At 39.0% G+C, this 24,213-nt stretch carries 24 protein-coding genes and 1 tRNA gene; 15 read left to right on the top strand and 10 right to left on the bottom strand.

All coding sequences use genetic code 11. The features are described from left to right. The first annotated feature begins 42 nt into the window (after window positions 1–42). The 4 genes from ABS917_RS08555 to ABS917_RS08540 all read left to right on the top strand — a co-directional run bounded on the left by ABS917_RS08555 (window position 43) and on the right by ABS917_RS08540 (window position 2,966). Window positions 43–114 (top strand) — tRNA-Glu (locus tag ABS917_RS08555). 248 nt (window positions 115–362) lie between these two features. After that, the gene (locus ABS917_RS08550; protein WP_350478609.1) at window positions 363–1,931 is read left to right on the top strand and encodes an S-layer homology domain-containing protein; all 1,569 of its coding nucleotides are present in this window, start codon (window positions 363–365) and stop codon (window positions 1,929–1,931) included. Between the two features lie 413 nt (window positions 1,932–2,344). Next, window positions 2,345–2,845 carry a GyrI-like domain-containing protein gene (locus tag ABS917_RS08545; RefSeq protein ID WP_350478608.1) on the top strand — a complete coding sequence of 167 codons (501 nt, stop codon included), beginning with the start codon at window positions 2,345–2,347 and terminating at the stop codon, window positions 2,843–2,845. Next, the gene (locus ABS917_RS08540) at window positions 2,829–2,966 is read left to right on the top strand and encodes a hypothetical protein (RefSeq protein ID WP_350478607.1); all 138 of its coding nucleotides are present in this window, start codon (window positions 2,829–2,831) and stop codon (window positions 2,964–2,966) included. The genes ABS917_RS08545 and ABS917_RS08540 overlap by 17 nt, the downstream gene beginning before the upstream one ends. Window positions 2,967–3,022: 56 nt before the next feature. On the opposite strand, the gene ABS917_RS08535 is transcribed toward ABS917_RS08540, so the two are convergent. Next, window positions 3,023–4,324, bottom strand: a complete 1,302-nt coding sequence (locus ABS917_RS08535) for a S8 family peptidase (RefSeq protein ID WP_350478606.1) — start codon at window positions 4,322–4,324, stop codon at window positions 3,023–3,025. 132 nt (window positions 4,325–4,456) lie between these two features. Between ABS917_RS08535 and ABS917_RS08530 the strand changes: the two genes are divergently transcribed. After that, entirely contained in the window at window positions 4,457–5,671 is a 1,215-nt protein-coding gene (locus ABS917_RS08530; RefSeq protein WP_350478605.1) for a helix-turn-helix domain-containing protein, read from the top strand. 162 nt (window positions 5,672–5,833) lie between these two features. On the opposite strand, the gene ABS917_RS08525 is transcribed toward ABS917_RS08530, so the two are convergent. Continuing rightward, window positions 5,834–6,160, bottom strand: coding sequence for a DUF779 domain-containing protein (locus ABS917_RS08525; protein WP_350478604.1), 327 nt, complete (start codon window positions 6,158–6,160; stop codon window positions 5,834–5,836). Window positions 6,161–6,225: 65 nt separating this feature from the next. Then, window positions 6,226–7,746: an acetaldehyde dehydrogenase ExaC gene (exaC, locus tag ABS917_RS08520; protein WP_014824816.1), complete on the bottom strand. Its 1,521-nt coding sequence runs from the start codon at window positions 7,744–7,746 to the stop codon at window positions 6,226–6,228. 459 nt (window positions 7,747–8,205) lie between these two features. On the opposite strand from exaC, the gene ABS917_RS08515 reads away from it, so the two are divergent. Together ABS917_RS08515 and cyoE are read left to right on the top strand one after the other, a co-directional pair. Continuing rightward, window positions 8,206–9,222 carry an AbrB family transcriptional regulator gene (locus tag ABS917_RS08515; RefSeq protein WP_350478603.1) on the top strand — a complete coding sequence of 339 codons (1,017 nt, stop codon included), beginning with the start codon at window positions 8,206–8,208 and terminating at the stop codon, window positions 9,220–9,222. Between the two features lie 177 nt (window positions 9,223–9,399). Further along, the gene (gene cyoE / locus ABS917_RS08510) at window positions 9,400–10,296 is read left to right on the top strand and encodes a heme o synthase (protein ID WP_350478602.1); all 897 of its coding nucleotides are present in this window, start codon (window positions 9,400–9,402) and stop codon (window positions 10,294–10,296) included. A 651-nt stretch (window positions 10,297–10,947) separates the two neighbouring features. On the opposite strand, the gene ABS917_RS08505 is transcribed toward cyoE, so the two are convergent. Both ABS917_RS08505 and ABS917_RS08500 read right to left on the bottom strand, forming a co-directional pair. Continuing rightward, window positions 10,948–12,330: a dipeptidase gene (locus tag ABS917_RS08505; RefSeq protein WP_350478601.1), complete on the bottom strand. Its 1,383-nt coding sequence runs from the start codon at window positions 12,328–12,330 to the stop codon at window positions 10,948–10,950. A 62-nt stretch (window positions 12,331–12,392) separates the two neighbouring features. After that, the gene (locus ABS917_RS08500) at window positions 12,393–12,794 is read right to left on the bottom strand and encodes a YrvL family regulatory protein (protein WP_350478600.1); all 402 of its coding nucleotides are present in this window, start codon (window positions 12,792–12,794) and stop codon (window positions 12,393–12,395) included. Between the two features lie 170 nt (window positions 12,795–12,964). Between ABS917_RS08500 and ABS917_RS08495 the strand changes: the two genes are divergently transcribed. The 6 genes from ABS917_RS08495 to ABS917_RS08470 all read left to right on the top strand — a co-directional run bounded on the left by ABS917_RS08495 (window position 12,965) and on the right by ABS917_RS08470 (window position 17,263). Beyond that, entirely contained in the window at window positions 12,965–13,522 is a 558-nt protein-coding gene (locus ABS917_RS08495) for a glycerol-3-phosphate acyltransferase (protein WP_350478599.1), read from the top strand. After that, entirely contained in the window at window positions 13,509–15,026 is a 1,518-nt protein-coding gene (locus tag ABS917_RS08490) for an aminotransferase class V-fold PLP-dependent enzyme (protein WP_350478598.1), read from the top strand. Before ABS917_RS08495 ends, ABS917_RS08490 begins: the two co-directional genes overlap by 14 nt. A 209-nt stretch (window positions 15,027–15,235) precedes the next feature. Next, a complete protein-coding gene (locus tag ABS917_RS08485) occupies window positions 15,236–15,781 on the top strand; it encodes an RNA polymerase sigma factor (RefSeq protein ID WP_251689971.1) in 546 nt (181 codons plus the stop codon). Between the two features lie 151 nt (window positions 15,782–15,932). Next, window positions 15,933–16,280 carry a DMT family transporter gene (locus tag ABS917_RS08480; RefSeq protein ID WP_008404683.1) on the top strand — a complete coding sequence of 116 codons (348 nt, stop codon included), beginning with the start codon at window positions 15,933–15,935 and terminating at the stop codon, window positions 16,278–16,280. Continuing rightward, entirely contained in the window at window positions 16,281–16,595 is a 315-nt protein-coding gene (locus tag ABS917_RS08475) for a DMT family transporter (RefSeq protein WP_350478597.1), read from the top strand. It abuts the gene before it with no gap. A 101-nt stretch (window positions 16,596–16,696) separates the two neighbouring features. Then, a complete protein-coding gene (locus tag ABS917_RS08470) occupies window positions 16,697–17,263 on the top strand; it encodes a TetR/AcrR family transcriptional regulator (protein ID WP_065216674.1) in 567 nt (188 codons plus the stop codon). Between the two features lie 462 nt (window positions 17,264–17,725). Here the strand turns inward: ABS917_RS08470 and ABS917_RS08465 are convergent, their stop codons facing one another. From ABS917_RS08465 to ABS917_RS08445, 5 genes are all read right to left on the bottom strand, one after another. Beyond that, the gene (locus tag ABS917_RS08465) at window positions 17,726–18,151 is read right to left on the bottom strand and encodes a MarR family winged helix-turn-helix transcriptional regulator (RefSeq protein ID WP_350478596.1); all 426 of its coding nucleotides are present in this window, start codon (window positions 18,149–18,151) and stop codon (window positions 17,726–17,728) included. A gap of 24 nt (window positions 18,152–18,175) precedes the next feature. Beyond that, the gene (spxA, locus tag ABS917_RS08460; protein ID WP_008404676.1) at window positions 18,176–18,577 is read right to left on the bottom strand and encodes a transcriptional regulator SpxA; all 402 of its coding nucleotides are present in this window, start codon (window positions 18,575–18,577) and stop codon (window positions 18,176–18,178) included. Window positions 18,578–19,178: 601 nt separating this feature from the next. Beyond that, on the bottom strand, window positions 19,179–20,759 hold the full coding sequence (locus ABS917_RS08455; protein ID WP_350478595.1) for an ABC-F family ATP-binding cassette domain-containing protein: 1,581 nt from the start codon (window positions 20,757–20,759) through the stop codon (window positions 19,179–19,181). A gap of 164 nt (window positions 20,760–20,923) precedes the next feature. Continuing rightward, window positions 20,924–21,109, bottom strand: a complete 186-nt coding sequence (locus ABS917_RS08450) for an SE1832 family protein (RefSeq protein ID WP_251689967.1) — start codon at window positions 21,107–21,109, stop codon at window positions 20,924–20,926. A gap of 263 nt (window positions 21,110–21,372) precedes the next feature. Beyond that, a complete protein-coding gene (locus tag ABS917_RS08445; protein ID WP_350478594.1) occupies window positions 21,373–22,407 on the bottom strand; it encodes a PseG/SpsG family protein in 1,035 nt (344 codons plus the stop codon). Window positions 22,408–22,518: 111 nt separating this feature from the next. Here ABS917_RS08445 and ABS917_RS08440 point away from each other — a divergent pair, with 111 nt between their 5' ends. Then, window positions 22,519–23,319, top strand: coding sequence for an NAD(P)H-binding protein (locus ABS917_RS08440; protein WP_350478593.1), 801 nt, complete (start codon window positions 22,519–22,521; stop codon window positions 23,317–23,319). Window positions 23,320–23,487: 168 nt separating this feature from the next. Then, window positions 23,488–24,042 carry an NADPH-dependent FMN reductase gene (locus tag ABS917_RS08435; protein ID WP_350478592.1) on the top strand — a complete coding sequence of 185 codons (555 nt, stop codon included), beginning with the start codon at window positions 23,488–23,490 and terminating at the stop codon, window positions 24,040–24,042. Window positions 24,043–24,213: the final 171 nt, after the last annotated feature.

The raw sequence follows: 24,213 nt of genomic DNA, 5'->3' as shown, positions 1-24,213 counted from the left end.
TAACCGGCAGGTCGCAGGTTCGAGTCCTGCCTTCGGAGCCATGGCCCGTTGGTCAAGTGGTTAAGACACCGCCCTTTCACGGCGGTAACACGGGTTCGAATCCCGTACGGGTCATTTATAAGCATGTAGCAGAGGCTACGTGCTTTTTTTATTTGTAACGGAATTTAAATTACTAATATAAATCTTCGTACTAGGAATTATCAATAGGCAGGTTGTTTAGAAAAGACAAATCCCACCTCTAATTTTGAGAGACTAAGAAAAGGTTGATCATTCCATTACTACCAAAAAAATTATTAAATACTATTTGAAAATAACTTCCTTTCTTTATTAAAAAATCTATAATGTATAAGGGAGGTTAGAAAATGAAAAAAGTATTTAGTTTATTATTAGTGTTTCTTCTAGCTGTATCCACAATGTTACATGCTACAACGACAAGTGCGGAACAGGTGTTTACCGATGTACCGCCAAAGCATAGTAACTATCAGGATATAGCTTATTTATTGAATAAAGGGATTATTAGTGCAGATAAAAAGACATACGGTGTGAAAGATATTGTGACGCGTGAAGAAGTGGCAATCATGGTTGCAAAAGCTGTTGGTCTTGATGGGACGCAACGAGCGACAAAATTTAAAGATGTTCCGAAGTCTCATAAAAATAGCGGGTATATTCAATCAGCTGTAGAAGCCGGTATCATTAACGGCTATACGGATGGTACGTTTAAGCCGACGACAAAAGTGACACGTGGTCATATGGCGGCATTTATTGCACGCGCATTTGATTTACCGAGTGGGACGAAAACATTTAAAGATGTAAAAAAAGGGCATACGGCATATGAAGCAGTGAGCCAATTAGCTGCAGCAAATATTACAACTGGTTATGAGGATGGTACATTTAAGCCTGCCAATAATTTAACGCGTGCTCATATTTCTGCATTTTTAGCACGTGCAGTGAAATATCAGGAAGGTTTAGGCTCAACATCTTCTAAACTGAACGTACACTTTTTAGATGTTGGACAAGGAGACTCGATTTTCGTTCAAGCACCAAATGGAAAAACAATGCTTATTGATGCAGGGACGAAAGAATACGGCAGCACGGTTGTTGCATATTTAAAATCTAAAAATGTAAAGAAGCTTGATTACGTAGTAGCAACACATCCAGATGCCGATCATATCGGTGGATTAGCAGCAGTACTCGAAAGCTTTACGGTTGGAGAATTTATTAACAGCGGAAAAGTCCATACAACGGCAACGTATGAAAACTTACTGCAGATGGTAGCCGATAAAAAAATTCCTTATACAGAGCCGAAAACGGGAGACTTGATTTCATTGGATTCAAATGTGAAGACTCAAGTTTTAGCTGTCAATGCACAAGCAAGTGATATGAATGATGCTTCCATCGTATTAAAACTGACGTATCAAAATATGTCCTTCTTATTGATGGGGGATGCGGATGCAGGAATTGAAGAGCAGATTGCGAAGAAATATGATGTTTCCGCAACGATTTTAAAAGCGGGTCATCACGGTTCAAGTTCAAGTAGTTCGCTTGGATTTTTACAAAAAGTTAATCCGAAAGCGGTTATTTTAAGTTATGAAGAAGGCAACAGCTATGGCCATCCGCATAAAGAAGTGCTTTCAAACATTAAAACGGTTGGTACAAAAGCTTACTCAACTGCTCAGGATGGAACAATTATTGTGACAACGAACGGTCAATCCTACTCGATTAGTGCGAAAGAGTTCATCGTGCCGAATACGACACCTGAAAAACCAAAAGGTGATGTGAATTCCGGGACATATGTCATTCCAGGAGCACCGACTGCATTTAAAAACTGTACAGAAATGCGGGTTTATTATCCGAAAGGTGTAAGCTCATCGCATCCTGCTTACGCAACAGCAAGAGACGGCGATAAAGATGGCTGGGCTTGTGAATTATAATATACGTGAAGCAGCTTAAGTGATATTTACTTAAGCTGTTTTTTTAATGGGCGTTTTTATTAGAACTATGGTGTGGGATATAAGAAAAGTAGTAGGGGATATTAGATGAAACTTGGGCGATATTAGAAGTTTCGCTGACTCCAGCTGTATCGAAACATCGTTTGGGGCTGAATATGTTGAATTGGATTTTATTAGAACAATTGGACAGATAATTAGAAGCAGTAATGGGGTTATTAGCTGATCGAAAGGGGATATTGGAACAAAGTGACTGCTTATTAGAACAACTTCCAGTTATATTAGAAAATCACAGCTTTATTAGAACAAATAAAAATATATTAGAACATTTCCGAACATATTAGAACATTGCGGCCAACATTATAAAGCATGTATCTTTAAGTAAAGGGGGGTGTGAAATGAAGCATGAATATAGAAAACATGAAAAAGAGCTGTATGGCACAAAAGCAAAACCGGCATTACTGGATGTGCCCCAACAGAAGTACATCTGTATCAAAGGTGAGGGCAATCCGAATGGAGGAGACTTTAAAAACCGTGTAGAGGCGCTGTACAGTTTAGCGTATACGATTCGCATGAGTCATAAAAACGGGTTTGCGCCGGCTGATTATTTTGAGTACACGGTCTATCCGCTTGAAGGGTTATGGGATAAAAAGAATTATGATTCCAATGAGTTCCACCTAGATGACCTTGTGTATACGATTATGATCCGCCAGCCGGAATTTGTGGATGAAACAATGTTCAATAATGCGATGGAAGTGGCGCGGAACAAAAAGCGTAATGAACGGTTGTCCGAAGTTTACTTTGGCGAGATAACGGATGGTTTGTCGGTTCAAATGCTGCATATCGGTCCGTTTGCTACAGAGGGGGAGACGTTCTCGGTCATTGCAGGAGTTTATTGAAAACAATGATTTACGCATTAAAACATTGGTGCACCGTGAAATTTATCTATCGGATCCACGTAAAGTAATCGGTGATCGATTAAAAACATTACTGCGCTACCGTGTAGAAAAAATTAAATGAAAAAACGAAACACCAGCTGCCACGGCCGGTGTTTCGTTTTTTATTGCATTCTAAAATTACTGAACGCGTGCAAACCCGAATCCTGAAGCGTAGTCATCGCCTGTAGCGGCACCATAACCGCCTTTAATGTCTTCAGCTTTTGCGCGTGTTTGTAAGTTCGAGCGCAGTTGCGTGTGAGACCAAGACGGATTTTGAGCCCAGATTTTTGCTGCTAAACCTGATACGTGAGGTGTAGCCATTGATGTCCCGCTAATTGTGTTGTAGCCGCCATTATACCATGTAGAATAAATGGCTGAACCAGGAGCTGAGATTTCGATATCACCTTGTTGAATGACATAATCGCCATCAGTTGAAGCATAACCACGTGAAGAATAGTCAGCTACACGGTATGTCCCATTTTGCTGAACATTTTCCAATGCTGCAACTGCAACTGCATTTGGGAGTGCGCCCGGATAACCGATTGTTCCTTGTGCATAGCCTGAATTACCAGCTGCCGCAATAATAAGAACGCCTTTGCTGTATGCATAGTTGACAGCACTAGAGATTAGGCTGTTGTTCGCTGAAGAACCTAATGACATGTTAATGATTGTTTTTGTACCAGTAGTTGTTGCTTGGTCAGCTGCATGGCGGATTGCTGCAGCAATATCATCTGAGTAACCAGAACCGCTGTCTGTTAATACTTTGTATGCCCATAGATCTGCATCTGGAGCAACACCGTAAACGCCGCCTCGATCGCTTCCGCCATCAGCCAATGCTGAACCGGCAACATGCGTACCGTGACCGTTTCTGTCAGTACAGCTGTTGTTTACAACAGTTGTTGCAGTCGTAAAGTCTTTACATTGCTCCACATTGTTGGCTAGGTCAGGGTGGGAAGTGTTTACTCCCGTATCAAGTACGGCGATATTTACGCCGCTTCCTCCAGATGTAGATGTTAATGAACTATTATTATAAATCGCTTTAATTCCCCAAGGTACTTGCTGGGAAGCTCTTGCGTAAGCTGATGCATCCGGCGTTCTATCTTCTGCTGTATAATCCTCTCCCAATTCCAAATTGATTGGATCTAAAGAAACGACAGGAACTTTTGTGACAGTGAAATTTTTATTCTTTTGTAATGCCTCAAATTGCTTTTCATTCATTTCCGTTGAAAATCCGTTCTCTGTTAATTCCCAACGAGCCGAATATTGTGCTTTTGCTGATTGTTTTGCAGACTGGTTGTTTGCTTCAATATACACACGGAACTTTTCTTGGCCAACATTGTTTGTTGAATTTTCTTCGCTACCTAAAGTTGCCGCATGTGCCGGACTCATTAATGACCCTGCAATCAAAAGACTAAATAATGTACTCTTCACTTTTTTCATTTTTCCTGACCCCTTTTCAAAATATATTTGGATTACATATTTAATTTATCACATTACTAGTTTTTTGATTATTGGGAAAATATTAAGTATACTAGATAAACTATCTAACTTTTAAAGGGGTGTGGTATTTGAATGAAAATAGGTTCTTTAATAAAGTACTATCGTACAAAGCTGGGAATGACTCAAAATGAGGTAGCAGCGGGAATTTGCTCAATTCCACATTTAAGTAAAATAGAAAATAACAATAAAGAAGCAAACCGTGAGACAATCCGTCTACTTCTGGAACGTTTGAACATTAATAGCCATGACGTCGAAAATAGCGAACACCATATCATAAAGTTATTGAAAGACTTACAAAAACAGATCAATTATCTAGAAAATGATAAAGCTAAAGAGACTATGGATCGATTAAATGAATATGAAGAGATTATTGGTTTTACGGAATCGATCTATTTATATGAACTTTATAAATTACGTTACTACGTTTTTATTAACGAATATAAATTGGCGGAGCATCAGTTGAAGTGGCTAAATGCCCACCGTCAAAATTTTTCCCAACATGAGAGATATTTACATTCTTACTATTATGCATTAGTTTTATTAACAAGAGGAAAATATGCGGAAGCAGCTGTAGAACTAACTACTATACTTCAGATAAGTCCGGAACTCGGATCATTGGAAGGGGAGTTTTACTATCACTTTTCGTTAATAAAGGGACGGCTCGATGAACCAAGCCAGGCGATTATTTACGGGAGAAAAGCACTGCATTTTTATAAGGACCAGTTTAATTTTAAGAGAATTATTTATACATCCATGTCGCTTGCTCTTTATTACGCTCAGGGGAAAGTATTTCATGAAGCAATCGAAATTTATGATCATCTCCTGAGAAATGTTGAACTGATGCAGCAACAGCAGTTACTGCCTGCTATATACCATAATCTAGGGGATTTATATCAAATGAGAGGCGAATATGAAAGCGCCCTCGTTTACTTTGAGAAAAGTGCTTCATTAATGGAAAATAACAGCGATAACTATTTATTTTGTTTATATAATTTGGGCATGACGCAATTTCGTCTTGATCAAAAGGAAGAAAGTATGAAAACTTTTACTATTTTAAAGGAAGAAGCAAAAAGTAAGAGAAAATTAAGTTTTAATTTATTTGCTTCTTTTTATTTATATTTGCTAGGTGGACAAGAAAAGAAAGCGATGGAATTTTTGGAGGGGAGGCTAATTCCGTTTACGGCAAACAGTGAAGAATTTAAAGAAATGCACCAACAGTTTTCTTATTTATTGGGCGAGTACTACCGGCAAGAAAAGAAGTTTGAAAAAGCAATCCAATTCATTTAATTATAAAGGAGACGAAGAATATGAAAAAAAACGTTAAATTATCGCTATTATTATTAAGTGTTGCATTGGTGACAATGTCTATCCCAATTTATCCCCCAGTTTTATCATAATATAAAGGCGCCATTCAGAAGCTTATAAAAGCGGCTGGATGGCGTTTTGCAATTATTCCATTATCTTTGACTTCATCATAAAAGCAAAGCCTTCAGCGCTCTCCAATGAAAATGAAGCGCCGCGACCTTCCATTACATCAACAACAATTTGCATATGCTTTAAATACTCCGCCTGATGCTTATCAATATAATAAGGAACACCTGCAATTTCTCCAATTAGTACAAGCTGGCTGCTAATATAGTGCCCGTCCGCTTGGAAACACATCGGTACCGTACCATCACAGCATCCCGAAGACTGTTCAAAAACCAAGTTTCCATGCTGCGCTTTTAACCGCTCAATTACCTCAACCGCTTTTTCAGTTGCGATTAGCTTTTCCATAAACATCCTCCCTATAAAAAATAGGATGCACTATAAAAGCACATCCTCTAATCGTTCGCTTCGGCTTAGAAGAAACCTTGAGCGTTTTTATTGTAGCTTACTAACATACATTTTGTTTGTTGGTAGTGATCTAACATCATTAAGTGGTTTTCGCGACCGATACCTGATTTTTTATATCCGCCGAATGCAGCGTGAGCAGGGTATTGGTGGTAAGTGTTTGTCCAAACACGACCAGCTTGGATACCACGTACAGCGCGGTAAGCTGTATCCATGTTACGTGACCATACACCAGCACCTAGACCGAATTCAGTGTCGTTTGCGATTTCCATAGCTTCTTCGAAAGTAGAGAAAGTTGTTACAGAAAGAACTGGGCCAAAGATCTCTTCTTGGAAGATACGCATTTTGTTGTGACCTTTGAATACTGTTGGTGCCACATAGTAGCCGCCTTCTTGGTCAGCATCTAATTGGTTTTGGTAGCCGCCGATAAGTAGCTCAGCGCCTTCTTCTTTACCGATTTCGATGTAAGATAAGATTTTTTGTAATTGCTCATTTGAAGCTTGAGCACCCATCATTACTTCTGTATCTAACGGGTTACCGATTTTGATTGCTTTAACGCGTTCTAATACACGTTCCATGAATTTGTCATAGATAGATTCGTGAACTAATGCACGTGAAGGACAAGTACAAATTTCGCCTGAGTTTAATGCGAACATTACTAAACCTTCGATAGCTTTATCCAAATACTCATCGTCATGATCCATTACGTCTGGGAAGAAGACGTTTGGTGATTTACCGCCAAGCTCTAATGTCACAGGAATAATATTCTCTGTAGCGTATTGCATAATTAAACGACCTACTCCAGTAGAACCAGTGAACGCCACTTTGTTAATGCGTGGGTTTGTAGCAAGTGGTTTACCAACTTCAATACCTAAACCATTAACAACGTTGAATACGCCTTTTGGTAATAAGTCTTGAATTAATTCGATTAATACCATGATTGAAGCTGGTGTTTGTTCAGCAGGCTTCATCACGATTACGTTACCAGCAGCTAATGCCGGAGCAATTTTCCAAGAAGCCATTAATAATGGGAAGTTCCAAGGAATAATTTGACCGACAACCCCGATTGGCTCGTGGAAGTGGTATGCTACTGTATCGTTGTCGATTTCAGAAATTCCGCCTTGTTGTGCACGAATCGCACCAGCAAAGTAACGGAAATGATCTACTACTAAAGGGATATCAGCATTTAATGTTTCACGTACTGCTTTACCGTTGTCCCAAGTTTCAGCAACAGCAATTTTTTCTAAATTTTCTTCAATGCGGTCTGCAATTTTATTTAAAATATTCGCGCGGTATGCAACAGAAGTTTGTGCCCAGGCACCTTTAGCTGCATGTGCTGCGTCTAATGCTAATTCAATATCTTCCTCAGTTGAACGTGCAACTGAAGTAAATACTTTACCAGTTACAGGTGATTTTACATCTAGGTATTGTCCTTTTACAGGAGCTACCCATTCGCCACCGATAAAGTTATCGTATTTTTCTTTAAAGTTAACTACTGCACCAGCAGTATTAGGGTTTGCATAGATCATCTATTAACACCTCTATTATTGTTTTAAAGTTATAGTAACTTTATGTCCTCATTATGCAACTAAGTACGTAAAATAGCAAATGAAAATGCTTACATACTTACTAATGTCATTATACTTGTAAAACAAAATTGCAAAGAGAAATCATTTTTTGAGGAATTATTTATGTACTGATACAGAGGTAGGAGGTGGGTGACATAATGATAAAACAGTGGGTTAAACCTTATATTATTATAATAAGTGGTTATTATATAACAACAATATTAGATGAAATATATTGTATAAAAATACATAATTATTTATAAAAAAACTTACAATTTTCTTTTGCCTTCTATTAATTAGTAGCTTTATATGTTTGGAGTTGTACATATTCTACCGCATTAAAAATTATCTAAGTTATTCGCATTACGAAATAATTTAAGTTAAAATGAACGTATTCATCAAAAGAAAAGGGGAGGAGTTATGCTTCTTGTATTCGTAATTGCACTTATTGGGGCACTTCTATTCTCCGCGCTTTCCCTGCCGATTCCATGGCTGATCGGTCCTATTTTTTCGGTATTAATTGCACAATTTTTTATAAAAGATCGACTGAGATGGCCAGCAGTCTTACGCAATACTGGACTTATAATCGTCGGTGTCGCAATTGGACAGCAATTTGATTTCTCGCTATTTTCCGATTTTAAATCATTGCTGTTCTTTATGGTCATCGTCAATGTTCTATTATTTGCATTTTGTTTAGGTATTGCATGGATCATTGCACGTTCAACCGGGCTTTCATTTAAAACAGCCGTCGCTGCCAATGTCCCAGGCGGATTGTCTCAGCTTGTATTGTTTGCAGAAGAAGAAGGGGATGTCAATTTAACAGCGGTCACTTATTTTCATATTGTGCGTGTGTTGGGGGTCGTGCTGCTCATTCCTTTTTTAGTTTCAGGTCACGTTGTTGGGGGTGCGAGTATTCCGTTAACATGGAACGTTTGGCAAGTAATTCTGGTTATTTTGCTCGCTGCTGTTGCCGTACCGCTTGGCAGAAAATTAAAACTGCCTGTCGCGCACTTTTTAACACCAATCATCATTGTCATCGGATTAAAATTTTTTGGGATTGAAGCACCGACAATGCCGAGTGATGTTCTTCATATCGCGCAAATTTTAATAGGCGCCTATATCGGGCTGTTATTAAAGCCGGAAACATTGCGTCTTCCATTGAAAGTTTTAATTGGCGGGGTGACCAGTACCGTTGCGATGATTATTCTCACATACGGCACAAGCTTGCTCATCGCCCGGTTTTTAGATTTGAGCTTTGCGACAAGCTTTTTAAGTACGGCACCTGGTGGACTAGATCAAATGGGGCTGTTAGCGGCTGCGGTAAAGGCGGATATTTCCGTTGTAACGGTTTTCCAGCTGTTTCGTTTGCTGTTTATATTCTTATGTGTGCTTCCTATTATTAAGTGGGTTTACCGAGAGAGGGAAGAGCCTGTATAACAATGATTGATGAACTGTTTCGTTAAGTGTCTGCCCAACAATTCGAACGATTAATTGTGACAGCATTATCACGACATTTTAAATGGAAAAATGAGAAAAAAGCCTGGATGCTAACCCTTTATGTCCCGATTAGGTTATACTAGAGAAAGTGATTAATTAGGAAGTAGGATTAAGAACATGCAAACGCAATCGAATCGACAGTTGTGGGCGCAAGCAGTGAAGACCGGCATTATAAAATCTAACTTAATTCCGATGATCTCGGCATTAATGCTCGCCCTGTATACGTATGAATTAAATTTTATTGAACATATTCCCGCTATTATTTATGCAATTATTGGTTCGGCGGCAGTTATAGCTGCTGCAGGTGCATATAACAACGTATATGATCGGGATATTGATCAGATTATGCCCCGTACAAAAACACGTCCAACCGTTACTGGAGAACTTTCTGCAAAGTTAGTGCTAATCGTTGCGACGATTTTATTAATACTAGGATGTACGGCTCTTTATTTAGCATCACCGTTAGCTGCTTTGTTAGGGTTTTTAGGTGTATTTTTCTATGTTGTCCCTTATACAATGTGGACAAAACGCCGTACGATCTGGAATACAGAAGTTGGCAGTATTTCAGGCGCTATGCCGCCACTGATTGGCTGGGCAGCCGTTGCTCCGGATCTTTGGCATCCGGCTGCATGGGCGCTGTTCCTAATTATGGTCATTTGGCAAATGCCGCATTTTTACGCCATTGCCATTCGTAAAAAAGAGGATTACGCCGCGGCTAATATCCCGATGCTGCCTGTAGCAAAAGGGGAGCAACGCACATATATTCAGTCAAATATTTATCTCGTGCTGCTAATTTTATCGAGCTTTTTGTTTTTACCGCTTAGCTTAGGTTTAACAATCGTTTCTCTTGTACTTGGTGTCATTTGGCTATGCATGAGTATTGCGGCATCCAAAAATCAGGGTGAGAAAAAATGGGCAAATATTATGTTTGCCTACTCGCTCTTCCATATGATGGCTGTATTTGGAACGGTTTTTATTTATGCAACAGTTGGTATGATTTTAAATGTGCTTTAACAATGTAGAATAAAAAACTCATTCATTTTCCTATAGAGAAAATGAATGAGTTTTTTTGTTATGGAGGTTGAGCACATGTATGATCTTTCTTTCTTGTTTAGTGATAAATGCTTATTAGGGGAGTATTTTTCCTTATAAATTATAGGTATTCATCGGAAATCAACTAAAAACATCAAAATATTACTATTTTATATCCGCTTGTTGAGAAATTGTGAACAGAAAATGTGAGCATAATATGACAATGAGATCCCTCGTATTCTTTGATAGAAGGAGACATGCTATTATTGGTTTATCAAGAAGAGCGGGTTGCATGGTAGGCAAGCTTGCTCCCTCATTGATATGCTATGTTACTCATAAATCTCGTATTTGACTTCGACAACATATAAACCCCCCTATTTTTATATGGTCTTGTACGGATTAGAAAGACTCCAATGCTGTAGTGAGCATTGGAGTCTTTTTTGTTTAAGGCCAGGCTAAAGCGCCAACGCCTTGGACATTTCGGTCCCTCGAGCAAAAGTGCTGAAGCGTTTACTTTTGCGTCGGGTCCTCCAATGTCAGAGGCTCGCACGATGTGAGTCATTGGGGGCATGCCACAGGGACGTGGCGTTTTGCCAACTCGGAGTTAGACGGGCGCTTTTAGCACTTTTATCTTTAAAATTTAATTGTAGCTACTTCATGCATGTAATCGCCAAGTACGCGTAGGCCTTGGTCGAAGTTTTCCAGATGGAAATGTTCGTTCGGAGCATGGAAGTTTTCGCTTGAAAGACCGAAGCCCATTAGCACAACAGGCAAGCCCAAAATTTCATCGAATGCCGCTACGATCGGGATTGACCCGCCACCGCGTGTATAGGCTGTCGGTACTTCATATACTTTTTCGTATGAACGACCTGCCGCCTGAATTGCGGGGTGGTCAAACGGTGTTAGATAAGGTTTTCCTTTATCGAATTCAGAAATCTTTACTTCGACACCTGTTGGCTTATGCTTTTCAATGTGTGCTTTCAATAATGCAACAATTTCCTCCGGGTCTTGGTCCGGTACTAAGCGGCATGTAATTTTTGCACCCGCTTCAGCAGGTAATACGGTTTTAATGCCTTCACCAGAGAAGCCGCCGAATACGCCGTTCACTTCCAATGTCGGACGTACCCATGTTTGTTCCAAGTAAGAATAGCCAGCTTCACCGAATAATTCTTTAACACCGACTTCTTCTTTTAGTGCTTCTTCGTCAAAGTTCAGATCGCGGTAAGCTTGTCGCTCTTCTTCAGATAGGGGACGCACCGAATCATAGAAGCCTTCCACTTGAATTGTCCCATGCTCGTCGCGGAAAGATGCTAAAATTTCTGCAAGCGCATGGATCGCGTTTTGAACACCGCCGCCATAAAGGCCAGAGTGCAAATCACCTTTTGCACCGCGTACATCAATTTGCACACCTGTTAATCCGCGTAAGCCGTAGCATACTGCCGGTTTTCCTTTAGCATAAAGACCTGTATCGGAAATGACGATCAAGTCTGCCGCTAATTTTTCTTTATTGTCTTCTGTATACTTTGGAAGAGATGGACTGCCGATTTCCTCTTCACCTTCATAAATGAACTTCACGTTAACCGGTAATGTACCTTCTGTCGCGAATAACGCTTCGATCATTTTTAAATGCATGAACACTTGTCCTTTATCATCCGAGGAACCACGCGCAAACAGTTTATTGTCACGGATAGCCGGTTCGAAAGGAGGTGTTTCCCATAAGTTTAGTGGATCCACTGGTTGTACATCATAATGACCGTAGAACAGGATCGTCGGTTTTCCTTCAGCATGAAGCCAATCCCCGTAAACGACTGGATGACCAGCTGTTTCATCTACTGATACGTTTTCGATGTTTAATGATTTTAAGTGGTCTGCCAGCCAGTTTGCCGCTGACAGCATATCTGCCTTATGCTCAGATAAAGCGGAAATACTAGGAATGCGTAAAAATTCATTTAATTCCGCTAAATGACGATCACGGTTTTCCGTAAAGTAAGTATCTAATTTTTCTAAATGACTCATATGTTTGAGTGCCTCCCTTTATTTCGGTTATGGAAATAATTATAGCATAGAACGAATTGAAATCAGCTTCCCATCTTTCCTTTTTTTGAGCCTGCATCAAACACCCAATACATTGTCGCGGTTGCGATCGCAAAGACAATTCCGCCAAACAAAGGCAAGTAGATGGATTCCATCATGAAGGAAATTGTCATTAAAAGTGTGAAGGAGATGAGTAAATGCGCAAAGTATTTATGGAATCGGTGATACTGCGTTGTTTTTAATTCAATCAGGACATCTGATAACATGACAAGCGCAAATTCTATGATTCCGTAGATTAGGATGAACCAAATTAAGTTGCCCCAACCTTCAAATTCAATTCCGACAAGCAGTAAAATACCAACTTCCACAGAAATCGCGACTCCGATAATCGCTATAAATAGTAAAACAATAAAAATAAAGCCAATAAAACCTCCGAAATTTTTCATGTAGACTCCTAACAATTTTGAATAGATCATTGTTAGTATAAATGATTTCCGAAAAAAAGAGGGAAGTTCGCTCCAGCCAGGTGACGGAAAAACCAATTCAACAGGTGCAACTTCCTTCCAAATACGCTACGATAAAAATAATAAATCCAGAAATTACAAGGGTGATCAGGATGTTCTATATATTGCTAAGTTACTTATTCGGTACAATCCTTTTTGCAGTCGTTATAGGGAAAATAAAAGGAATTGATCTGCAACATGCGCATAGCGGCAATCTTGGGGCGCGAAATGCCGGACGCACATTAGGAAAATGGGCTTTTATCCTAGTGGCAGTGGGGGATGGTTTGAAAGGGCTGATCGTAGTAGTGGCAGGAAGGATACTTGAGCTTCCTGAACTGACGATTGCGCTTGCCGTCATTGCTGTAGTGCTTGGTCATTTGTACCCGTTTTGGAATCGGGGAAAAGGTGGAAAAGGAGTCGCAACGGTAATTGGGGCAATGGTCGCTTTTTCGCCAATACTGATTTTAGTGTTTTTAGCTGGCTTTTTATTGAGCCTGCTGGTAACAAAAAGTGCAACATTAAGTATGACAGGCGGATTCATCGTCTATGGACTAGTTATGAGCGTATATATAGAAGCAGGATATTTCATAGCGATTTCACTTGTTCTCGTTATTTGGAAACAGCGTCATAGTATTGGAGAAAGGGTGAAACAACCAAATGTACTGGAGTAAAATTGCAGCAACAGATGAAGAATTCAATGCAATCGCAGCATTAAACTATGAAACATTTGTGGAGGAAATTCCCCAGCATGAGCATAACCCGTCACGTCGTCTCATCGATAAATTTCATGGTGAAAATGTGTATGTAATTGTTTATAAAAATACGGAAATGGTCGGTATGGTCGCATTCCGCGATACACGTCCATTTTCAATCGACCGTAAAATCGGGGATGTAGAAAACTATTTGGATGCGGAAGTTTGTGAACATTTATGTGAAATCCGACTGCTCGCGGTGAAAAAGGATCACCGGAACGGACGTGTTTTTACGAAGCTTGCAACAGCGATCTACCGCTATTTTTATGATGCGGGGTATACCGCATGTGTCATTTCCGGTACGGTTCGTGAAGAAAAAATGTATACGCAAATGGGATTCAGACAGTTTGCTTCAGCTGTCGGAACAGAGGAAGCACGTTATTTGCCGATGGTTTTAACACGGCAGGACAGTGCGGTTTTCCGTGAACGTCTGCGTGAACAGAATACAGTGTTTTTCCCGGGACCGGTTGCTTTGGAAAAGCCGCTCATACCGTCAACGATTTCTCATCGCTCCGCAAAATTCCTGCAAGAGCTTGAAGATCTGAAAGGTGAGTTATGTAAGCTAGCAAAGGCGAATTACGTAATACCACTAGTCGGTACAGGGACACTTGCCAATGATGCGATGCTTGGCCAGCTGAAAAGTGAATTTCCCCATGATGCCGGACTAGTATTAGTGAACGGGGAGTTCGGTCATCGTCTTTATAACCAGGCGAAACAGTGGGGACTACATATTGAAAAGATCGATGTTGGATGGGGAAATCCATTTAATATTAAGCAAATTGAAGCATATTTACAAATGGGCAGTTATCGGTACATTGTATTTGTGCATGGCGAAACGTCAAACAGTACATTGAATCCGCTCGACTCATTAGGGGAGCTGGCGGATAAATATGATATAAAGCTATGTGCGGATTGTATTAGTTCGTTTGGTTCCGTGCCGTTTTCGATGCAGGAGCTTCATTATGCAACTGCGGTTAGCGGGAAGTCGCTCGGAACAATTGCGGGGCTTGCTTTCATCTTTTGTAAGGAACAGCCTGTTTCGAGTGATGCGCCGTTGTATTTGAATTTGCCGTATTATATTGAGAAGCAAATTCCATTCACATTACCTCATTATTATGTGGAGGCAGTAAACGATGCACTAAAGTTGTATCCGGAGCGCTTTGAAGTATTGGAAAAGCGGATGGAGGCAATTAAGAATTCAACGCTTGATGTAACAGCAACTTATCCGATGATTGCTACATGGGAGCACCCAAAAATAGCTGAAATCCTTACTGCATGCGAATTAAATGGTTTTTATCTGCATGGCGACAGCGCATATTTAAGAGAACGCAATATCGCTCAAATCAGCACAATCCAACCTAATTTTGAAAAAGATTTTAAAAAGTTAAATGAATTGCTTACTTACGTAATGGAAACTTTATAGAGGGAGGACTATGCAGGGGATGCAGAAACATTTATTTCGTTCAAATGATTACAATCAATCTTACAGCATTGTAAGGTAATTGAAAGCCAATCCGATAGAGTGTAATAGTTTAATTTGGCACAATAAGGTCATAAGGAAATTTAACATACACATACGATGTAATTATGCCAAGGCGCACTTTAATATAAAATCTATCGGAGGACTTTCAAATGAATGAATTATTAACGACTATTTATGATGAATACAACCGCTACATTTACCATCTTTGCTTAAAGCTTACACGCAATCAAAACGAAGCAGAGGACTTAATGCAGGAAGTTTGGGTAAAAGTTGTACGCTATGAAGAATCAGTATCAAAAGTAGACCATGTAAAAGCATGGCTTACAACAATTACGATGAATACATTCCGCGACCGCTATCGCAAAAATGTACGTCGCAGTAAATACATGATGAATCAACCTGAACAATTAGACGTACCGATTTTAGATTTGGTTCCCAACAATGATTTTACGACAGAAGAACTTGTGGAAAAAACAGAAATCACAAAAATCGTGCAGGAGAAAATGGGCCAGCTTGATAGCATTTACCAAAAAACATTATGGTATTTCTATGTGGACCAATTCTCATTAGCCGAAATTTCCGAGCTGATGAAAGTATCAATCGGTACTGTGAAATCTCGCCTGTTCCGCGCAAAAGCACGCTTAAAGGAAATTTTATTATCCGACAATGGTGTCGCAGAAGCAGTATTGGCTTAGTAAAATATAGGACGAAAGCTATGGCAGAAAGTTGCCGTGGCTTTTTTTAATTGCCTGGAGATCAAACCTTTATTAATACGTGATTTGCTTTCAATAATATAATATGTTAAATTATGAATGAACGTCAGTCATTAATTGTAGGAGGTAAGAGATGAAAAAGTCATGGATTTATGTAGGGTTAACAAGTTTGTGCGAATTATTATGGATTTACGGCTTCAATGTAGCAAGTGCGTCATGGCATTGGGCAATTATTATCCCACTTATCACTGTTGATTTTTATTTTTTAGCAAAAGCGTGTGAAGGACTACCGACTGGAACAGTTTATGCAATTTTCGCTGCCATTGGGACAATTGGTACGGCATTGATGGATGTTTATTTATTTGGTGAATCCTTTACAACATTGAAAATTGTATTCATAAGTATCATTGTAATAGGTGTGATGATGTTAAATATAGCGGATACATTGTCTGAACGGAAGGTAGAAAAGGGGGCGCTATAATTGGGATGGATTTTTGTGATTTTCGCTGCAATATTAGAAACAATTGGGGTTATTGGACTTAAGAAATTTAGTACCTCGAAGAAGCCGAAAGATTTAGTAACACTTGTTGCGGGTTTCGGTAGTGCTTTTTACTTTTTATATGCATCTTTTGAATATTTGCAGGTAAGTATTGCTTACGCTGTTTGGATTGGTCTTGGAACAACAGCAGCAGTCATTATTAATATGCTTTTTTTCGGCGAGTCAAGGAGCATAGGAAGAATGGTGGCTGTGTTTGTGATTGTTATTGGAGTTTCCGGATTAAAATATGTTTCATAGCATGAAATTATTGTTTTGGTACATTGTTTCTTCTTTGAACTTTCGTTATCATGAAAGTAGTTTCTGAATGAACTTCATTCAACAAGATAGGGGATGGCGTATTGAATAAAAAACAAAAAATTATTGAAGCAACAATTGAGCAATTTATAAATAAAGGTGTAGAAGGCACAAAAATTTCAGATATAGTTAAGGCCGCTGGAATTGCTCAAGGCACATTTTATTTGTACTTCCCTTCAAAATTTTCCGTCATGCCTGAAATTGCTAAATATGCTGTAGATGAAATTATGAAAAGTATCGAAGAAAATGTTAATTTAGATGAGTCTTTTGACCAAAAAATTGAGCAACTTATTAAAGCGGTGTTCCAAATTAATGAGCAGAAAAAAGAGCTGTTTGCTATTTTATATGCAGGTCTTGCACAAAGTGAACATTTAAAACAATGGGAATCAATATATGCGCCGTTTTATGAGTGGGTGTATAATTTATTGAATGAAGCATTACAAAAAGGCGAAATTCGTTCAACTATTGATGCTTCACGTACATCGCGAATTTTAATCGGTTTATTCGAGTCGACAGCGGAGCAATTATATCTATATGATTCTACGACAACTGAAGAAATTCAGGCCCAATATGAGGAACTTGTTAAATTTACGAAAAGCGCATTGAAATAGATGCGTTTTTTATTTTATATCTATGAGACTAGTGGATTTTTCTAGAAAATAAGTTGATAAAGCAGAAATTTTTACTTGTAATGACATTAACTCTAGCTGCTTGATTAATTAACTTTGGTGCTTTAATTGCATTTTTAATTGTAAATATTGCAGTTATTTACTTTACAAAAAATAAAAATAGATCTATTTCATCTATAATTCGTTACCTAACAATTCCTAGTTTAGGTTCGATTTTCATAATATACTTGTTGTTTAATTTGGATACTAATTCTATTGTTTTCGGGATCATTTGGGGAGTGTTAGGAGTTTTCTATTTAATATATTTAGTAAAATTTAAAGGTATGGAACGGATATTATATTATCAATGTTGACGAATATCGTCATAACCGTTTATAAACTGTAGTCAGAGCAACAAACATTTTGTTTCAACAGAAAAAAGCGAGCAAAGAGCTGCTCGCTTTTTTAAAACTTCGTACATTTATCAAAAATTGCCGTTAAAGTTTTAATTTCATCCTCTGTTAACATGCCGAACAGGTTTTCGAAAAGGTTGTCTACTTGCTGACGAGAGCTTTCGAGCACTTCGATTCCTGCTTCGGTAATATGAATTTGCGAAGCGCGGCGATCCGTTTCATTTTGTGTTTTTTCAATGAGCCCCGCCTTAATGAGCTTCGTCGTCAAAACCGTTACGCCACCTGTTGTCACTTTTAACTTTTCTGCAATGGCAGAAGGGCGCTTTGGACCGTCTGTATGCAAGTAAGCCAAAATTAAAATATGTGATTTCGAGAAGCCTAACTGATTTTGACTGTTCCATTGATTAGCAATTTTGCGTTCCAACGATGTCATCTTTTCAAAAAGTTCGGTTAACTGCTCGCGTTTATGCTCATTCATCAGTGTCAACTCCAAATGTTATCACTATTCTACGGCTAGTTTTTGAAGGGCATTTAATTCAAATGCACGCACTTTACGAGGGATGAAACGACGAATGTCCATTTCGTTATAGCCGATTTGAATGCGTTTTTCATCAAGTAAAATAGGGCTGCGCAACATACGAGGATGCTGCTGTATTAAGTTGTACAGTTCTTGAATGGATAGCTGGTCAATATCAATGTCCAGGTTTTTGAAATCATTCGAGTTTGTCGCAATAATTTCATCCGTGCCATCTTCTGTCATACTTAAAATATGTTTAAACTCTGCTAAAGTCAAAGATTGAGAAGTTGTTCTTTTTTCAGTATAAGTAATATTATTTTCGTTTAGCCATTTCAATGCTTTTCGTGATGAGGAACAGCTCGATTGTGTATAGATTGTTACTGTCATAATTAATTTCCTCGCTTTCCCATAATCAATAATTTGGTGATAGCTTAGTTGTAAGACATTTACTTATAATAATATCTTACCAGTAAGCTATTTATAATGCAATAAGTTTATTTTATCTTTCCCTTTAACTGTTTACCCATTCTTCTAATAAATTATACGTATAAAACTATAAAAAGTTTCTAATTTAATATTACAGTTTTGTAAAGTAGAAACTAGAAGAGAGAGGGGACTGCTGGGCGCGGCTAGTTTTGAACAGGAAATTTTTCTAATATGTAGTGGGAGTGGAGTGCTCTAAAAGACCGCGACTTTTTAATATATTCATGAAATATTCCATATAGAACGTACTACTAAAAAAGTTTTTCCGGGATACACAGGATATTGGACTGCGATTACCCAATATAAGTATGTCAGGTTTTTTATAATGCTCGAACATCTAATACATTCGTCAGCTATACTAAAAAATCCTTGCTAAGCGCTAATATATTGGCGAAAAATTCTAACAACTGCATTTTGCTTTCAAATATTTGCCACAATTCTTCTGAAGATTTCTACAAAAAAAGCAGCGCACTCCATAACAAGAGTGCACTGCTTCATTAAAAAACTATTTAAATTCGTTTAATTCCTTCGTTTCACGAGTCGTGAACCAGTCTTGCACGTTCCATACTTTCGTCGCTAAGCCTTCATAGAACTCCGGCTCATGCGATACAAGAACTATTGTACCTTTGAATTCCTTCATGGCGCGTTTAAGCTCTTCTTTTGCATCAACGTCCAAGTGGTTTGTAGGTTCGTCAAAGATCAGCCAGTTTGTTTGATCCATCATCAACTTGCAAAGACGTACTTTAGCCTGTTCACCACCAGAAAGTGAATTCAGTGGGCGAGTAATATGGTCCGTTTTTAGACCGGCACGTGCTAATGCTGCACGAACCTGCGCCTGTTCCATAGAAGGGAACGCATTCCATACATCATCAATCGGTGTGATTTTATCTGCTTTTACTTCTTGCTCGAAGTATGACGGCTCCAAATAGTCGCCTAAAATTACTTTTCCGTCCAGCGGCTGAACTTTGCCTAACATTGTTTTCAGTAATGTCGATTTTCCGACACCGTTCATTCCGACCAAAGCAATTTTTTCCCCGCGTTCTATTTGGAATGTAAGTGGCGGTAATAATGGTTTTTCTTTATCATAGCCAATTACTAAGTTTTCCGCTTCCACTACGTAACGACCTGGTGTACGCGCTTCTTTAAAGCTGAACTCCGGTTTTACAGCAGTTTCCGGGCGATCAATACGCTCCATCCGATCCAGCTGTTTCGCACGTGACTTTGCACGGCCGCTTGTCGAATAACGTGCTTTGTTGCGGGCAATGAAATCTTCCTGCTGCTTAATAAATTCCTGCTGTTTTTCATAAGCATCGATATGCTGGCGCTTGTTGATTTCCGCAAGCTCGATAAACTTCTCATATGTCGCAGTGTAACGCGTCATCTTCGCAAATTCTAAATGTAAAATAACATCAACAACATTGTTCATGAATTCCGTATCATGCGAAATTAACAGGAATGCATACGGATAGTTTTTCAAGTAATTTTTCAGCCAAGTAACATGTTCTTCATCAAGATAGTTCGTCGGCTCGTCCAGTAATAATACTTTAGGCTTTTCAAGTAAAAGCTTAGCAAGTAAAACTTTTGTACGCTGTCCACCAGATAAAGCGGCAACATCTCGTTCCAGACCAATTGCATCCAATCCTAAGCCACGAGCGATTTCATCAATTTTCATATCAAGACTATAGAAGTCACCAGCATCCAATGCATCCTGGATTTCAGCCATTTCTTCCAATAGACTGTCGTAATCTGCGTCAGGCTCGCCTAACTCCACTGAAATTTCATTTAAACGCTCTTCCTTCTTATATAAAGGTGCAAATGCGTCACGTAATGCATCACGCATCGAACGGCCGGCTGTTAAAACGGTATGCTGATCTAGATAACCGTAATGTGTGCCAGGCAGCCATTCCACTTTTCCTTCATCATGAATTGCTTGCCCCGTAATGATGCTCATCAATGTCGATTTTCCAACACCATTTGCACCAACAAGTCCGATATGATCACCTTCAACAAGACGGAACGAAACCTCTTTAAATAACGTACGATCCCCAAATGAATGACCTAAATTTTCAACAGTTAATATTGCCATATAATAATCCTCCGAGTGTTTTTATTGTGTAAGAAATAGTATTGTAAAAAGTAATATAACATTAGCATTTAATTTAGTTGATTGGAGCCGCCGGAACGGGAATCAACAAGTACCAAAAACGGCATTATATTACCTTGCTTTTTGCTCAAAAAAAACCCGCAACATTAAAGTGCTGCGAGCTGTTTGTTAAGTTCTGCTAGCCGTGCTTCCATATTTTCAAGGCGTGCGAGCGCTTGTTTTACTGAGTCTGCATGGCCAAGTGATTCTAGCTTTTCCATATCGCCTTGAAGATTGATGTAATCATTCTTTAATTCAGCGATTTCCTGCTGAAGCTGGTCTTTTGTTTGCATCATTAATTGCTCCTTTTTAAGCGGATAATCAATTATGCCTTGGCATAATTGCGTTCAAATTCGGCTTTAGGACCACAGGATGTGGGTCAGTCAGACGTTGTCGCACGATGCGACGCTTTTAGGCTGACTTCCTTTTAAGAACTCCTTACCGAATTTGTAACATCTGCCAGAGGCTTTAAATTGATTTACTGAATCAATTTAATCTCTTTGTATTGTAACATAATGCATACATATATGTGATGGGGAAAGCCTAATTTTTTAAGTTAAATATGTGCCATATTATGACGGGCATAAGCTAAATCAAGCAGCAGGTTTTTCAGAATATCGTTGTTTGTCAGAATTTCAAGACTGCGCTGCTTGCGGACAGCACGTTCACGGCGCTGCTCATGAAGCAAGAGCTCCATCACGGCATTTTGAATAATGGACTGCTTCATTTTTCGGCCTAACCCGATATGGATAAAGCCGTTCATCTCGCGTGTAAATGCATAATTAAGTTCATTATCCTGTTGGGCCGTTGTAATACAAGGAATTCCGGCTGCTGCCACTTTATATGGCGTATAGTTGGCATTGCAAATAATCAAGTCTGCTTGCGGCATCAACTCGAGCAGGGCATCAGGTTTTTGAACGATGACGGTATTTTTTCGGCTTAACGCCATCATTTTTAGACTATCGATGTCATGATGATAGTCATCATCAATCGCAACTGAAATTTTTAATGGGATTTGCAGTTGGGTTAAGTGGCGTAAAGTACGGTAAGTCAGATTGTTGCTATCCCCATCTTCAAATGCGACAACAATATGCGGAAGTGATTCTTTAATTGAGCTATCGGGTTTTTCAAGGATTTGATGTGCGACTTTTTCTAAATTTGGCGGTACGGCAAACGCATAGCTGCCGGCAAGCTCATGTGTATGCGACTCTTCATGGGATTCCCCAAACAATGAAACAATATGACAGTCGCTAAGTTGTGCACCCATGCCAAAATCATCAAAATGAACAATCGTCGGGCAAAACGGTTTAATCATTTCAATTTGGTCAACTTGGGTATCTTTGCCTTCATGGATGATTAAATGAGGCTCCAATTCACGAATTTTCTTTCTGAGTTCGATAAAACGTTCAAACTGAACAATATTTAAGCCTGTTTGGGCCAATTTATCAAGAAGCTGTTCATTTGCAGTTTTCACAAAGAGAACGACCTCTTCATCCTGCAACAGATTTGCCAAGGTTACTGCACGCTCAAAAGGATAAGTTCCTTTAATCTCACAATGCTCGATAATCCATATAATTTTTCTTTTTTGCACGTAAATCCCATCCTTTCCACTATCTCTATAAAATATGGCGGAATTACCGAAATTATGAATGAGAGAGTTTTCTACATATACATACATCAAAATAAAGAAAAGAGGAAACATATGAAAACGATGCGCTCAGCGTTGGTTGTAGGTGCAACAGGATTGGTCGGTTCTTCGCTTGTGAAGTTATTATGCGAGAGTGAGGAGTATGCTGCAGTCAACGTTATTTCGAGAAGACCGCTTGATTTTACGCACCCAAAATTAGTTGTAAAGCTGTGCGAGTTTGATCAGATTGCCGATAAGGATATTGAGTTTGCTCATGAGGTATTTTGCTGTTTAGGAACAACGATGAAAAAAGCGGGGTCAAAGCAGCAGTTTGAAAAGGTCGATTTTGAATATCCGTTAACGATTGCAGCGATTGCAAAAAACCGCGGGGTCGGTCATTTCATTGTTATTTCCGCAATGGGAGCAAATGAAAAGGCACTTGCTTATTATAGTCAGGTAAAGGGAAAATTGGAGGAAGAACTCATTAAAATGGATTTCCCTCGATTATCAATCGTACGTCCATCACTCATTACAGGGAATCGCCTTGAATTCCGACTAGGAGAAACGATTGGCGATAAGGTATTAAAGGTAATTAACCCGATTTTAGTCGGACCGCTGAAAAAGCTGCATTCCATACCAGCAACGCAAATAGCATTGGCAATGAAAGTAATCGCGCTTCACGGAAAAGAGCAAAAAGTATCAATTTACTTATCCGATGAGCTACTGGAAATGCAAATGCCCATTATCGAAAAGGGAGAAGCTTTAGCCGATGAAGAAGTGACCTTTAACTGGGATAAATACAAAGAAGACACATTGCCGCCAGTAAATAGTGAGGACGAAGAGGGACGTCTGAAAATTGATGGGCAAGGTAAATAGTGGGGAACCAATCTTTACATTGCGGTTTGGAAAATTATTCAAATTCATTTCCCGATATAACAATGTAAGACGAAAGACTGAAATTTAACTTTACTAAGCAACTACCTATTAAAACGCAATGTTATTCTGATACAATATGAGTACAATGATTTACATGGAGGAACATTTATGAAAATATTACTTGTCGATGGAACCATTTTTGGTCGTAAAACCGGCGTTCTTTTGGAACAGGTTCAAAAATATATTCAAGCTTTCAACCCTTCGCTAGAATTAGAGATTTTATACTTCTCAAAATTACAGCATCAAATTTTAGACGGCAGTCCGCTAAATGATGATATGAAAAATATGATTCAAAAATTTGAAGAAGCAGATGCTTACATTTTCGCATCACCGATTTTCCAGGCATCGATTCCGGGCGTACTGAAAAATGCCTTTGATATGATTCCACCAAAAGCGTTACGTTACAAGCCGGCAGCTATCATCGGTAATGGCGGAACATACCAGCATCACTTAGTACTGGAAAATCAATTGCGTCCGATCCTAGATTACTTCCGCTGCCTAGTTACACCAAACTATGTATACACACATGCGGATCACTTTGATAAAGAGAACAAAATTATCGATGAAGATGTGCACAACCGCCTGCGCGAACTTGCACGTGTATTCGTTCAATATTGTGAAATGACAAAAACATTATCAAAACAAGCAGTTGATATGCAATAACGATTAGGAGCCTCCATTAATATGGAAGCTTCTTTTTTATTTCCTTCGGCTAATACATCATCACGCCTCAAAAAATTCATGAATATAAATCCGCGTATAATATATTTCTTTAATCAACATAATTTAAAGTTAGGAAGATGCTATAATAGAATTGTTAAATTTTGTAATGGC

The sequence above is a fragment of the Solibacillus sp. genome (genome assembly GCF_040273735.1).
Taxonomy (GTDB): domain Bacteria; phylum Bacillota; class Bacilli; order Bacillales_A; family Planococcaceae; genus Solibacillus.
Note: the sequence above shows the minus strand (reverse complement) of the source record. Positions and strands in the feature narration are given on the sequence as shown.